The sequence below is a fragment of the Agrobacterium sp. ST15.13.013 genome, assembly GCF_027956525.1.
Classification (GTDB): domain Bacteria; phylum Pseudomonadota; class Alphaproteobacteria; order Rhizobiales; family Rhizobiaceae; genus Agrobacterium; species Agrobacterium salinitolerans.
On record NZ_JAQKGP010000020.1, the window covers coordinates 1 to 12,294 of the forward strand.

A 12,294-nucleotide genomic window follows, 5' to 3' on the forward strand; every position below is an offset into this window, starting at 1 on the left:
CAGCGGCGCCGCATTCGCGCTCGTCGCGCTTTGGGGCCTTGCCTTCGGCATGGCGCCCGTGGTGCTGCCGACCAATCTTTCCCGCGGTGCACCCGATGCGCTGGAAGCAGCAGGCAGCCTGATGGTCGTTTCCTTTCAGGTGGCCATCAGTATCGGTGCGGTCTTCGGCGGCTATATCGTCGATTCCTACGGTGCCACTGCGCCGCTGGCGCTGACCGCGATACTGGCCGCATCCACGGTAGCTCTGGCCTTGCTGCAACGTCGTGATTGATCCCTCTGCCTTTCCGGGGCCGCAGGCAATGCATTTGCCTGCGGCCACCTGATGGCCGGCGGCTTGCCGAAACCGCCACGTCAGCACGGGTCAAAAATCAGGGGATGTCCCGCCTTGCGTCACCCCACCTTTGCGCTACGCTTTGGAAAAGGGATTTCTCAATGGAGGGACTGAGGCATGTGCAACAACTGCGTGATCGAGAACGTCAAAAAGAACATGCTTTCACGGCGCCTGCTGTTCAAGGGCGCTGCGGCCGGTTTGACGGCCATGACGGCGGGCAGTCTGGCTTCCCCGGCGCTTGCGCAATCGCCCCGGGAGGTCGTTGATCTCACTCACACCTATGATTCCGCATTTCCCACCTTCGATGGCAAACCGGGCATAGAATATGAGTGGGCAGCGCAGATCGCCAAAGACGGCTATCAGCTCCACAAACTCACCATCTACGAACATACCGGCACCCATATCGATGCGCCTTTCCACTTCAGCGCCGATGGCGCGAGCGTCGACCAACTGGAGCCGCAGAAACTTGTCGCTCCGCTTGTCATCATCGACATCACCGACCGCGCCAAAGAGGATGCCAATTCCACCATTGAAGCCGAAGACATCGAGCGCTGGATATCTGCGAATGGCGACATCCCGACAGGTGCAATCGTGGCTTTACGCTCCGGATGGGCAACCAAAGTGAAGAGTCCCTCATTCCGCAATGACGAAGCCGGACAATTCGCCTTCCCCGGTTTCGGCAAATCGGCGACCGACCTTCTGCTCAAGCTCGACACCGTCGCCATTGGCGTCGACACACTTTCTCTGGATCCGGGCAACTCCGCAGATTTCGCGGTCCACAATTCCTGGCTGCCAGCAGGACGCTACGGTATCGAAGGGCTGAACAACCTCGAGGCTCTGCCGGTCAAGGGAGCGACCATAATCGTCGGCGCGCCGGCACACCGCGGCGGAACGGGCGGCCCAGCCCGTATTCTGGCCCTGGTCTGACACCGGGAGCCCCTTCCGTTCAGTCATGGGTCGATTGGAAAGGCGAAGCCGGCCTTGACGCGGTCCATGACGACCATCGTCTTGAACCCCTTGATGTCGTGGTTCTCGTAAAAAAACCGGCGGGTGAAGGCCTCGTAGTCCTCCATGTCCTTTGCCGTGATTACCAGGATGAAATCGGCATCGCCTGTCACATAATAACCGATCATCACCTCCCGCGTGGCGCGAATGGCGGCTTTGAAACGGTCGACAATATCGGCCCTTTCTCGCTCCAGTGAGACGAGAACGATCATGGTAATGCCGCGCCCGACGGCCTTGGGCGAAATGATTGCCACATCGGCTTCGATCACCCCCTCATCACGCAGACGCTTCAACCGGCGCTGGCACGCGGTTGGCGACAGGTTGACGACTTTGGCCAGGTCTTCCGAGGTCAGGCGATTGTTCTTCTGCACGGCGTCAAGCAGCGCCCGGTCGGCTCGATCTATCTGGGTCATGCGGGATTCCTGCATCTGAATAATAAACTAAGCATAATTTCTGCGTAAGGGCGCGCTTAAACGCCGTCAATCAATCATGCAGCGCAGTTAACCTTCTGGCAAATGAAAAGGGATCTTGCCGATGGAAGCTATCGCCAGCGCAGCGCTTAAAAACCTTCACCGACCGGAGCTGGTCGAGCATCGTGCCTTTCTGGATGGGCAATGGGTGGCGCGTAAGGAGACGCTGGGCGTTGTCGATCCGGCAAGCGGAGATCATCTGCTCGATGTCTCTTCCTGCTCCCTGAACGACGTGGACGCGGCGGTCGAAACCGCAGGCAGAGCATTCCTCCGGTGGCGGGACATGCTGCCCGTCGAACGCGGCGACGTCCTTCGGACATGGGGCCGGCTGATGCGTGACAATGCCCGCGATCTCGCAGTTATCATCAGCGCCGAACAGGGAAAGCCGCTTTCGGAATCGCTCGGTGAAATTTCCTATGCAGCAGCCTTTCTCGACTGGTTTGCAAGCGAAGGCGAAAGATCCTACGGCGAGACAATTCCAAGCCATCTCAAAGGCGGCAACATCTCCGTACGGATGCAGCCGATAGGGGTCACGGCTGCCATCACACCCTGGAATTTCCCATCAGCCATGATCGCCCGCAAGGCGGGCGCCGGCTGCACGATGATCGTCAAACCGGCGCCTGAAACACCGCTTTCGGCACTGGCCCTGGCAAAACTGGCACAGGAGGCGGGCATGCCGGCCGGTGTGTTGCAGGTTTTGCCGGGGGAAGCCGCGCCGCTTGCGCGCCGCCTGCTGGAACATGCTGAGGTTCGGGCGTTTTCCTTTACCGGTTCGACCGAGGTGGGACGGCTACTCCTCACGCAATCGGCGGCGACCATCAAAAAAGCCTCGCTTGAACTTGGCGGCCATGCCCCCTTTATTGCCTTTGCCGATGCGGACCTTTCCCAGACCGTGAAAGGTTGCCTCGCCGCCAAATTCGCCACATCCGGACAGGACTGCCTTGCGGCAAACCGCATCTATGTTCAGCGCGAGCTTTATGACCGTTTTATTGAGCGGTTCGCCGAGGCGACCTCCAGACTGACCGTTGGCCACGGCCTTGAACCGGGCATCGACATTGGGCCAATGACCCGGCCGTCCGTCGCCGAAAAGTGCCGTCAGCAGATCGCGCAGGCGCTTTCTGCCGGTGCACGTCTCGTCTGCGGCGGACAGGACAGCCCGCTCGGCGGCAATTTCGTCACCCCCACCGTGCTCGCCGATGTGAGCGACGACATGCTGATCGCGCGCGAAGAAACATTCGGGCCGGTGGCCGCCGTGCTGCCCTTCGATGACGAGCGGGAGGTCGTGCGACGCGCCAATGCCACGGAGATGGGGCTTGCGGCCTATGTCTACACCAACGATCTCGGCCGGGCGATGCGCCTGACGGACCAGTTGGAATACGGCATGGTCGCCGTCAATACACCGAAATTCACCGGCGCGCCCATACCCTTCGGCGGCTGGAAACAGTCCGGCCTCGGTCGTGAGGGTTCGCGTCACGGCCTCATGGAATATCTCGAACCCAAATATGTCTGCTTCGGCAATCTGGCTGCCTGAAAGGAACGCGCCTATGACCATCGACATTAAAAACATCGCGCAAATGGATCGCAACGCCGTTCTGCACCCATTCACCCAGCTGAAGGACTTCGCCAGCGGCAAGCTCGGCGAACCAACCATCGTTGAAACCGGCAAGGGCATCCGCATTCAGGACGCCCACGGCAAGCAGTTGATCGATGGCTTTGCCGGTCTTTATTGCGTCAATGTCGGCTATGGCCGCACCGAGGTGGCGGAAGCGATTTCCCGTCAGGCCTATCGGCTTGCCTATTACCATTCCTATGCCGCCCACACGACGGACGAACTGGCGATCCTGTCCGACCGGCTGGTGAAGATGGCACCCGGCAAGATGAGCAAGGTGTTCTACGGCATGTCTGGCTCGGACGCCAACGAGACCCAGGCTAAGCTCGTCTGGTATTACAACAACCTGCGCGGCAAACCGGAGAAGAAGAAAATCATCTCCCGCGAAAGGGGATATCACGGCTGCAGCGTAGTTTCCGGCTCCATGACAGGCATGAGCTTTTATCACGACCACATGGACCTGCCGCGCGCCGGCATTTTGCACACCGGCGCTCCGCACCATTACTGGGGCGCAGAAGCCGGTGAAACCGAGCTGGAATTCTCAAAACGCCGCGCCGACGAACTGGAAGCACTCATTCTGCGCGAAGGCCCCGACACGATAGGCGCCTTCATTGCCGAGCCAGTGCTCGGCACCGGCGGCATTACGCCGCCGCCGGAAGGCTACTGGCCGGCGATACAGGATGTTCTCAAAAAATACGATGTCCTTTTGATTGCCGATGAGGTGATTACCGGCTTCGGCCGCACAGGCTCCATGTTCGGCTCGCAACATTACGGCATCGAGCCGGACCTCATCACCGTCGCCAAGGGTCTGACATCGGCCTATTTCCCGCTTTCCGGCGCCATCGTTGGGGAAAAAGTCTACAAGGTCATGGAGGAAGGCGCTGACCGCGTCGGCGCCTTCTCTCACGGCTACACCTATTCCGGCCATCCGATCGGCGCAGCGGCGGCAAATGCCGTGCTCGACATCGTGGAAAAGGAAGACCTGCCCGGCAATGCCCGGGCTGTCGGCAGCTATTTTCAGGAGCAATTGAAGGCGAAGTTCGCCCAGCTTCCAATCGTCGGCGAAGTGCGCGGTGTGGGCCTCATGGGCGCCATCGAATTCGTGGCGGATCGTGAAAAGAAAACGCGGTTTGCCCCCGGTCTCACAGTCGGCGCACGCGTTTCGAAGGCGGCACGCAATGGGGGCCTTATTGCGCGCGCCATGCCGCATGGCGATATCCTGGGCTTTGCACCGCCGCTCGTCACAACGAAGGCGGAGGTGGACGAGATCATCGCCATCGCCGAAACCGCAGTCCGCAGCGTCATGGATGATCTGGTGCGGGCCGGCGAAAAAATCTGATCGTCAGCACGGCGTTCAACGATCGCAAATCCTGCTCATTTCGACGGCAACTGCGCCTCTCTGCGGCGCAGTTGCCGTCGGTGTTGCATAAGGCTTCATCTTTTCGCAGAACAATGCATAATGTCATGAAATCAATATCGTCAAAAACGAGACAATTTCATGCGTCGTCAAGCCAATTCGTCAAACCCCGATCCGGTGCCCGCAACCAGACCGGCGGCATGGCGGCCGATCCTGGCCAAACAGAAGGGCGAAACGAAACATTCCGCGCTGACGGAACGAATCATCGCCGATATCGACGCCGGCGTCCTGAAGCCGATGGACCGCATGCCGACCCACCGCGATCTCGCCCGCGAACTCGGCCTATCGGTCCAGACCGTCAGCCTCTCCTACAAGGAGGCTGAACGGCTGGGCTACCTCAGCGGCGAAATCGGCCGCGGCACCTTCGTGAAAACACGGGTGACGGACCGTGCTGGCCGCATGATGCTCGATCACAGCCCGACCGAGGTGCTCGACCTCTCCATTATCCGCGGCGTTTATCTCGACGACCATGAAAACGCCTCGCGCGCCGTACTTCGCGAACTGGCCGATGGTGACAATTCGGACTTCATGCGCCCCTGCCGTCCGGTCGCGGGCCTCGACAGCCATCGCGAAACCGCCCGGATCTGGCTTGGAATGGTGGGTGTCACCGCCGGCGCGGAGCGTATTCTCGTCACCAATGGCGCTGCGCATGGCATATTTCTCGCCTTGAGCTGCATCATCCGCTCAAACGACGTGGTTCTGTGCGAAAACCTCACCGACCACGGCATCATCGGCCTGTCGAACATTCTGGGCTTCAGCCTCAAGGGCTTGCCGACCGACAAAGAAGGTATAGTGCCGGACGCGCTGGAGGCCGCCTGCGCAGCCGGGGGCGTCAAGGCGCTGGTGCTCATTCCCACTCTCAACAATCCCACGGGACATGTTTCCGGCGTTGCACGCAGACAGGCGATCGCCGCGATTGCCGAACGGTACGGCGTCTTTGTTATTGAGGACGAAGTCTATCGCCCGATCATCGAGGATGATCTGCCATCCATCACCGAAATGCTGCCTGATCTTGGTTTTTTCGTCACCAGCTTTACCAAGACGGTGCTGACGGGGTTGCGCGTCGGCTATCTCGTCGTGCCGCCTGCCTATTCCATCCGCGCCGCCTCTATCCTGCGTGTATCGAGCTGGAGCGGAACCTATCTCACGGCCGAAATCGCCACGCGCTGGGTCGAAAACGGCACAGCGCGGCGGCTGCTGAATGTCCAGCGCGCCGAAGTGCGTGCGCGGCAAAAGATTGCCACGGACATATTGGGCAACCATATCGCCTCGACCCACCCCCTCTCCTTCTGCGCCTGGCTGAAGGTTCCACCCCGCTGGACGGAGGACGGTCTGGTGCGCGCGCTCACAAACCAGAACGTCGCGGTCACGCCGTCAGAACCATTCATTGCCGGTGCCGGCCATGGCGGCGGCATCCGCATATGTCTCGGTGGACGGCTCAATCACCCAAGCCTCGTCAAAGCCTTGACCACCGTGCGGCAGACCTTCGAGCAATTGCCGCCGGTCTACGATATCGGTTCAATCGGCTGAGACAGTCGCTCGAAAATCATTGAATCATTACAATATAATAATTGACATGATTTTACTTCGCTCACAACATGACAATCATGAAGAGCGAAAACCTGTCCATATCCGCCGATAAAAACCCGCTTCCGGTCTCACTGGCCGCGATAGAGCAGGCAGCATTGCGGCTTGCCGGACAGGTGGAGCGCACGCCGTTGGTCCGCTCGGACGTCCTGTCTGAACGCTGTGGCCACCCCGTTCATCTCAAGCTTGAAACCCTTCAGCCCATCGGCGCCTTCAAGCTGCGCGGCGCGATGAACGCCATACTGTCGCTTGACGACGACGCACGCAGGCGAGGCCTTGTCACCGCCTCGACCGGCAATCATGGCCGCGCTGTGGCCTATGCGGCCAGCAAGCTCGGAATTCCCGCCACGATCTGCATGTCGGCACTCGTACCGGCGAACAAGGTTGAAGCGATCCGCGCGCTCGGTGCGGAAATCCGGATCGTCGGCATGTCACAGGATGACGCGCAAGAGGAGGTGGAGCGCCTGACTGCAAGCCATGGTCTCACCGCAATCCCGCCATTCGATGATGCTGACGTTGTGGCCGGCCAGGGCACGATAGGTCTCGAGGTCGTCGAAGACATGCTTGAGCTGGCGACGGTGCTCGTTCCTCTTTCCGGCGGCGGCCTTGCGGGCGGCATCGCCGTTGCGGTCAAGGCGCTGAAGCCACGGGCACGGGTCATCGGCATTTCCATGGAGCGGGGCGCGGCCATGCATGCGTCGGTTGCAGCCGGCCGGCCCGTCGCAATACGGGAGGAAGAAACGCTGGCGGATTCGCTGGGCGGCGGAATTGGACTGAAGAACCGCGTGACATTCGCACTTTGCCGGGAACTCCTTGATGAGATCGTGCTGGTTTCCGAAGACGAGATTGCAGCCGGTATCCGCCATGCGGCACGCGAAGAAGATTTGACGGTCGAGGGCGCGGGCGCCGTTGGTTTCGCTGCAATCCTATCCGGCAAGATCGACATGAGCGGTCCGACCGCCATCATCGTATCGGGCGGAAATATCGACCCGGCGGTCCATAAGACCATCATCGACGGGGGAGCCGCATGAGCCGCATCACCATTCTGACCGAAAAAGACCTGCGCGGTGTCATCAAGCTAGATCTCTCGGCGGTCGACTGCGTGGAGCGGGCCTTTGCGGCGCTCGCAACGCAGACCGTCGCCATGCCGCCGATCATGCGGCTCGATATCCCGGAGTTCCGCGGCGAAGTGGATGTGAAGACGGCCTATGTGCCGGGCTTTGATGGTTTCGCTATCAAGGTCAGCCCCGGTTTCTTCGACAATCCGAAATTCGGCCTGCCGAGCCTCAACGGTCTCATGATCCTTTTCAGCGCAAGGACCGGGCTGGTGGAGGCCCTTCTCCTCGACAACGGCTATCTTACCGATGTGCGGACCGCCGCGGCAGGTGCTGTCGCGGCGCGGCACCTGGCCCGCAAAGACGCGTCCGTCGCCGCGATCTTCGGGGCGGGCATGCAGGCGCGTTTGCAGCTCGAAGCCCTGATGCTCGTGCGCCCGATCAGATCGGCGAGGATATGGGCGCGGGACCACCAGAAGGCCGAGAGACTTGCGGGCGATTTCGCCAGCGAACACGGCATCGAGATTGCCGCTTTGGCCGATCCGCAGGCTGCCGCGCGGGGTGCCGATATCATTGTAACAACGACGCCCGCCGAAAGCCCGATCCTCTTTGCCGACTGGCTGGAAGAAGGCCAGCATCTGACAGCCATGGGATCGGATGCCGAACACAAGAACGAGATCGATCCGGCCGTGTTCGCCAGAGCGCGCTATGTCGCGGACCGCATCTCGCAGACCCGTATTCTCGGTGAGTTGCATCACGCCATCGCCGCCGGGCGTGCCGCGTTGGATCAGCACTTCGCGGAACTTGGGGACGTCATTGCCGGCAAGGTGCAGGGCCGCGTATCGGGCAAGGACATCACCTTTGCCGATCTGACCGGCGCCGGCGTACAGGACACGGCTATCGCCAATCTGGCCTTTGCCCGCGCAAAGGAAGCCAAGAGCGGTCAAACAATCGAAAACACCATAAAAATGGGAGACGCGGCGTGAGCGTAACGCTGAACTTTACGCGCGAGGAATATGCCGCGCGCCTGTCCAAAACCCGCAAGGCTATGGAGAAAGCCGGGATCGATCTTCTGGTCGTCACTGACCCGTCCAACATGCATTGGCTGACCGGTTATGACGGCTGGTCCTTCTACGTCCACCAATGCGTGCTGGTGCCGCCGGAGGGCGAGCCGATCTGGTACGGCCGCAAGCAGGATGCCAACGGCGCTAGGCGCACAGCCTATCTCGCCCACGACAATATCATCGGCTACCCCGATCACTACGTTCAATCGACCGAACGGCACCCGATGGACCTGTTGTCTGAGATCATCGAGGAACGGGGCTGGTCCGGCCTGACGGTCGGCGTCGAGATGGACAATTATTATTTCTCGGCAGCCGCCTTTGCATCGCTGCAAACACATCTGCCGAACGCCCGTTTCAAGGACGCCGCTGGTCTCGTGAACTGGCAGCGCGCGGTGAAAAGCCCGGCCGAACTCAACTATATGCGCAAGGCTGGCAAGATCGTCGAACTGATGCACAAGCGTATTGTCGACGTCGTTGAGCCGGGCATGCGCAAATGCGATCTGGTGGCCGAAATATACGATGCCGGCATTCGTGGCACCGCCGAGTTCGGCGGCGACTATCCCGCCATCGTGCCGCTCCTCCCTTCGGGTGCCGACGCCTCGGCGCCGCATTTGACATGGGACGACAAGCCGATGCGATCAGGCGAAGGCACCTTCTTCGAAATCGCAGGCGCTTACCGCCGTTATCATTGCCCGCTGTCACGCACGGTCTTTCTCGGCAAGCCGACACAGGCATTCCTTGACGCAGAAAAAGCAACGCTTGAGGGCATGGAGGCCGGCCTTTCCGCAGCCAAGCCCGGCAACACCTGCGAGGACATCGCCAATGCCTTTTTCGCCGTGCTGAAAAAATACGGGATCATCAAGGACAACCGCACCGGCTATCCAATCGGACTTTCCTATCCGCCGGACTGGGGCGAGCGCACCATGAGCCTTCGACCCGGCGACCGCACGGAGTTGAAGCCCGGTATGACATTCCACTTTATGACCGGCCTCTGGCTTGAAGACATGGGGCTCGAAATCACCGAAAGCATTGCGATCACCGAAACCGGTGTCGAATGCCTTTCCAATGTGCCGCGGCAACTCTTCGTGAAAGGTTGAGACGATGTTGAGCACCGCGCTTCGCCCCTCACCGATCACGCCCTCCGTCGATTTTGACGCCAAGGGCGTGCAACACGGTCATCTCCGGCTGCCATACAGCCGCGATGACAGCGCGTGGGGCTCGGTGATGATCCCGATCTGCGTGATCGCCAATGGCGAAGGGCCAACGGCGCTTCTGACCGGCGCAAACCATGGCGACGAATATGAGGGACCGGCAGCACTCTTCGAACTCGCCCACACGCTCGATCCGGCCGAAGTGAAGGGGCGTATCATCATCGTGCCGGCGCTCAACTACCCGGCTTTCCGCGCAGGCACACGCACCTCACCCATCGACCGGGGAAACCTCAATCGCAGTTTTCCCGGCCGCCCTGACGGCACGGTGACGGAGAAGATCGCCGATTACGTGACCCGCCATCTGATACCGCTTGCGGATATCGTTCTCGATTTCCATTCCGGCGGCAGGACACTTGATTTCCTGCCATATGCGGCGGCTCACGAATTGCCCGACAAGACGCAGGAGGGCCGGTGTTTTGAAGCGGTGGCGGCTTTCGCCGCCCCCTATTCAATGAGGATGCTCGAAATCGACGCCGTTGGCATGCTGGACACGACCGTCGAGGAGTTGGGCAAGGTCTTTGTCACAACGGAGCTGGGCGGCGCGGGCACGGCAAGCGCGAAATCGATCGATATCGCGCGGAAAGGCATCGTCAATCTGCTGCGCCACACGGGCATTTTAGCCGGTTCACCCGTTCCCGCAAAAAGCCGTTGGCTGGATATGCCCTCCAGCGACTGCTTCACCTTTGCCGAAGACGACGGGCTCGTCGCTTTTGTTCGCGATCTGGGAGACGCGGTCACGGCGGGTGAGACAATCGCCCGGGTTTATCCGATCGGCAAAACCGGCCTTGCGCCGGTCGATTATCGCGCCTCCCTCAGTGGCGTGCTTGCCGCACGCCACGTTCCCGGCCTCATCAAGGCCGGAGACTGCCTTTCCGTCATCGCCACGGTCACGGAGAATACCTAGTCACTAGAAACATCGTGAGATCCGAAAACGGACCACGCAACCCAACCAGAGGAGTAAGAACATGCGTATGATCAGACTAGCCGGGCTTTCCGCCCTCGCTCTCACCATCGGCGTGACGTCAGCCAGCGCGCTCACCGTCGAAGAAGTCAAAAGCCAGGGCTATATCCGCGCCGCCACGGCCAATGAAGTGCCCTATTCCTATATGCAGCCAGACGGCACCTCCGCCGGCATCGGCCCGGATGTGGCCAATGCGGTTCTGAAATCGATGGGTATCGAAGAGGTCAACTGGACGGTGACGCCCTTCGGCACGCTGATCCCCGGCCTCAAAGCCCGTCGCTTCGATTTTGCGGCCGCCGAACAGAACATCTCGCCGGAGCGCTGCAAGCAGGTCGCCTTCACCGAACCGAACTCGTCCTATGGCGAAGGACTGCTGGTGAAGAAAGGCAATCCGAAAAAGCTTACCACCTACGCCGATATCGCCAAGGACCCCTCATTGAAGGTCGCCGTTGTTTCCGGCGCAAACAACGTCGATTTCCTGCGCGCAGTCGGGGTCAAGGAAGAGCAGATCGTGTTCATCCCTGCCAATGCCGACGCTATTCCCACCGTGCAAAGCCGAGTCGACGCCTATGCGGCCACGGAACTGACGGTTTCGGAACTCGCCAAGGGTCAGGCGAACGTCGAGCAGGTGACGCCTTTCACCGATCCGGTCGTGAAGGATGCGCCGGTGCGCAATTACGGCGGTTTCGCTTTCCGCCCGGAAGACAAGGAGCTGCGTGACGCCTTCAACGCGGCGCTCGTGGAATTCCGCAAGACGGACGACTACAAAAAGATCCTCACCAAATACGGCCTGTCCGAACAGAGTATTGCGGCAGCAGCCGAAAAGAAGGTCGCCGATCTCTGCGCCGGCAAATAATGCCAGCCGGCGCCCGGGCATAACCGGGCGCCGTTCCTCGGGAATTCGGGAAATCTCCAGATGGACATGACTGCCTATCTGCCGATGTTATGGCAAGGCGCGGTCGTCACGATGACGATTACGCTTGCAGCCCTTGCCGTCGGCACGGTGCTTGCCTTTTTCTTCGGCATCCTGCGCGTCGAGGGTGGACCGATCCTGTCGGCAATCGCGCTCTGTTATACGGAAGTGTTCCGCGGCACCTCGCTGCTGGTGCAGCTTTTCTGGTTCTACTACGCCCTGCCGCTCATCGGATTGAGCTTCGATCCGATCACGACGGGGGTGCTGGTGCTTGCCGCCCATGCCGGAGGCTACGGCGCGGAAATTGTTCGCGGCGCGCTGTCCTCCGTCTCGGTGCAGCAGTTGGAGGCCGCACGCGCGCTGAACTTCACGCGGATGCAGACGCTGTTTCGCATCTCGCTGCCGCAGGCCGTTGTCGAGATGATGCCGGCCTTCGGCAATCTCGCCATCGAAACGCTGAAGCTTTCATCGCTCGTGTCGTTGATCTCGATTGCCGATCTCACTTTTGCGGCGCAGTCGATCCGCAACCTGACGCTCGATAGCGCCAGCATCTATTCGATTACGCTGCTTTGTTATTTCGCGATGTCGCTGATCCTGATGGTCGTCATCCGGGTGATCGAACGCTTCGTGCGGCGCGGCAACGTCTTCCCGCGCACGCGCCATTCGTAAGG

The 12,294-nt window shown here is 60.5% G+C and carries 11 protein-coding genes and 1 pseudogene; 11 read left to right on the forward strand and 1 reads right to left on the reverse strand.

Translation table 11 applies throughout. The features are described 5' to 3' along the window. Positions 1 to 271: pseudogene (locus tag PL597_RS18935) on the forward strand (MFS transporter); the annotation flags it as partial. Between the two features lie 177 nt (positions 272 to 448). Then, the gene (locus PL597_RS18940) at positions 449 to 1,258 is read left to right on the forward strand and encodes a cyclase family protein (protein ID WP_191217955.1); all 810 of its coding nucleotides are present in this window, start codon (positions 449 to 451) and stop codon (positions 1,256 to 1,258) included. A gap of 23 nt (positions 1,259 to 1,281) precedes the next feature. On the opposite strand, the gene PL597_RS18945 is transcribed toward PL597_RS18940, so the two are convergent. Next, complete coding sequence (locus PL597_RS18945; protein ID WP_191217954.1) at positions 1,282 to 1,749, reverse strand: Lrp/AsnC family transcriptional regulator; 468 nt, start codon at positions 1,747 to 1,749, stop codon at positions 1,282 to 1,284. Between the two features lie 121 nt (positions 1,750 to 1,870). On the opposite strand from PL597_RS18945, the gene PL597_RS18950 reads away from it, so the two are divergent. From PL597_RS18950 to ehuC, 9 genes are all read left to right on the forward strand, one after another. Beyond that, on the forward strand, positions 1,871 to 3,337 hold the full coding sequence (locus PL597_RS18950; RefSeq protein WP_271365972.1) for an NAD-dependent succinate-semialdehyde dehydrogenase: 1,467 nt from the start codon (positions 1,871 to 1,873) through the stop codon (positions 3,335 to 3,337). A 13-nt stretch (positions 3,338 to 3,350) separates the two neighbouring features. Continuing rightward, positions 3,351 to 4,754: an aspartate aminotransferase family protein gene (locus tag PL597_RS18955; protein WP_077983964.1), complete on the forward strand. Its 1,404-nt coding sequence runs from the start codon at positions 3,351 to 3,353 to the stop codon at positions 4,752 to 4,754. 159 nt (positions 4,755 to 4,913) lie between these two features. Beyond that, positions 4,914 to 6,362, forward strand: coding sequence for a MocR-like ectoine utilization transcription factor EhuR (ehuR, locus tag PL597_RS18960; RefSeq protein WP_271365975.1), 1,449 nt, complete (start codon positions 4,914 to 4,916; stop codon positions 6,360 to 6,362). Positions 6,363 to 6,430: 68 nt separating this feature from the next. Then, positions 6,431 to 7,450, forward strand: coding sequence for a hydroxyectoine utilization dehydratase EutB (eutB, locus tag PL597_RS18965; protein ID WP_271365977.1), 1,020 nt, complete (start codon positions 6,431 to 6,433; stop codon positions 7,448 to 7,450). Further along, positions 7,447 to 8,460, forward strand: coding sequence for an ectoine utilization protein EutC (gene eutC / locus PL597_RS18970; protein ID WP_137411093.1), 1,014 nt, complete (start codon positions 7,447 to 7,449; stop codon positions 8,458 to 8,460). The genes eutB and eutC overlap by 4 nt, the downstream gene beginning before the upstream one ends. Then, positions 8,457 to 9,635 carry an ectoine hydrolase DoeA gene (doeA, locus tag PL597_RS18975; RefSeq protein ID WP_137411094.1) on the forward strand — a complete coding sequence of 393 codons (1,179 nt, stop codon included), beginning with the start codon at positions 8,457 to 8,459 and terminating at the stop codon, positions 9,633 to 9,635. The genes eutC and doeA overlap by 4 nt, the downstream gene beginning before the upstream one ends. Positions 9,636 to 9,639: 4 nt before the next feature. After that, positions 9,640 to 10,653 carry a N(2)-acetyl-L-2,4-diaminobutanoate deacetylase DoeB gene (gene doeB, locus PL597_RS18980; RefSeq protein WP_137411095.1) on the forward strand — a complete coding sequence of 338 codons (1,014 nt, stop codon included), beginning with the start codon at positions 9,640 to 9,642 and terminating at the stop codon, positions 10,651 to 10,653. 61 nt (positions 10,654 to 10,714) lie between these two features. Next, positions 10,715 to 11,566 (forward strand): ectoine/hydroxyectoine ABC transporter substrate-binding protein EhuB, encoded by an 852-nt coding sequence (gene ehuB, locus PL597_RS18985; protein ID WP_077983852.1) that lies wholly within the window; start codon positions 10,715 to 10,717, stop codon positions 11,564 to 11,566. Between the two features lie 60 nt (positions 11,567 to 11,626). Further along, complete coding sequence (gene ehuC / locus PL597_RS18990; protein WP_191217946.1) at positions 11,627 to 12,292, forward strand: ectoine/hydroxyectoine ABC transporter permease subunit EhuC; 666 nt, start codon at positions 11,627 to 11,629, stop codon at positions 12,290 to 12,292. The last annotated feature ends 2 nt before the right edge of the window (positions 12,293 to 12,294 follow it).